The organism is Micromonospora sp. ATLC16 (assembly GCF_057196645.1).
Window position 1 is genome coordinate 1 of record NZ_JBXUOW010000153.1, and the last position, 1645, is coordinate 1645.

Sequence of the window (1645 nt, forward strand, 5' to 3'; positions counted from 1 at the left end):
CCTCCCCTGTTCAGGGGGGATTTGACTGATCGAGGTCAGTGAAAGAAAGGTGCACCTGGCCTGCGAGGATGTGGGTGTCGAGTCCATGTCCACAGCAGAATCGGGTGCACCTTTCTGGTGAGTAAGGGTAACGGGTGGGATCAGCGGCTGGTCGTCGACTCGGGCGGGAAGGGCCTGGTCGGCCACACGGGTGCGGTCCTGTTGCGGAAATGCGCTGATCGGACCGGTCTGACCAGCGGATTGAACAAGGTGTTGCCGCGCGGTAAGGGCCCTGGCTGGTGGGATCGCGGTACGGTCCTGGTCTCTTTGGCGGTGGCGATCGTGCTCGGCGCCACGAGCATGTCAGACATCGGCCTGCTCGCCCATCAGGGCCGGGTCTTCGGTGATCGGCCGTCGGGGTCGACCGTCCGGCGAGCGTTGGCCGACCTCGACGAGAAAGCACTGGCGCGAATCGGGAAGGCTCGGGCGAAGGTCCGCGCTCATGTGTGGGCGCTACTCGCCCGCCGGCCGCAGGGGTTTCCGTGGCTGAGCGTGGCGGGCAAGCTGCTGACCGGGTGGGTGGTCATCGATCTGGACGCCACGCTGATCACCGCCCACAGCGACAAGCAGGGCGCGGCGGCCACCTTCAAGAAGGGTTTCGGGTTTCATCCGCTGGGCGCCTGGTGCGCGAACACCGCTGAGTGTCTGGCCATGCTGCTCAGGTCCGGTAACGCCGGATCGAACACGGTCGCTGACCACATCCGGGTCCTCGGCGACGCCATCGCGCAGCTCCCGGTCGTCTACCGGCGCAAGCTGCTGATCCGCGTCGACGGCGCCGGTGCCACCCACGAGTTCCTCGAACATCTGGAACAGATGAACCGGGTGTGGCGCAGCGTGAGGTTCACCGTCGGTTGGACGATCACGGCCGCCGACGAGACCGCGATCGACCGGTTGCCCGCCGACGCCTGGACCGACAGCCTCAACCAGGACGGCACCGCCACCAGCGACGCGCACGTCGCGGAACTGACCGGCCTCAACACCCGGCTCGCCGGCTGGACCGGCACGCTACGGCTGCTCGTGCGACGCACGAAGCCGTCAGCCCGGCACGCCCGGAACCTCACCGAGCTGGAGAAACGCACCGGCTGGCGCTACCAGATCGTGGCCACCAACATCACCCGCATCGCGCGGGTGCCCGGCTCGCACCAGCCGCAATGGATCGACGCCCTCCACCGGGCTCACGCCGGAGTAGAAGATCAAGTCCGGCACGCCAAGGCCATGGGACTGCGCAACCTGCCGTCGAAAGACTGGACCGTCAACCGCGGCTGGGTCCTGACCTGCAACATCGCCACCGACCTGACCGCCTGGACCAGACTGCTCGGCCTGCACGACCAGCCGGATCTCGCCCACGCCGAACCCGACACGTTGCGCTACCGGCTGCTGCACCTACCCGGCAAACTGGCCACCCACGCCCGCCGCCGCGTGCTGTCGATCCCCGAGACCTGGCCCTGGGCCGACGCATTCACCCTCTGCTGGCAACGCCTCACCCTGCTACCACCGGCCACCTGACCCGAATCCCTGCACCTACCAGCAGAAAGGCCGCTCTTCGAGAGCCCGGAGACCTCGCGCGCCCACAGCGACACGTGGCGATCCCACACCCAAACCTAGC

General features: G+C 67.6%; 1 protein-coding gene. It reads left to right on the top strand.

Translation table 11 applies throughout. The features are described from left to right. Positions 1–117 precede the first annotated feature (117 nt). The gene (locus tag AC2CHE_RS26800) at positions 118–1545 is read left to right on the top strand and encodes an IS1380 family transposase (protein WP_484507601.1); all 1428 of its coding nucleotides are present in this window, start codon (positions 118–120) and stop codon (positions 1543–1545) included. The last annotated feature ends 100 nt before the right edge of the window (positions 1546–1645 follow it).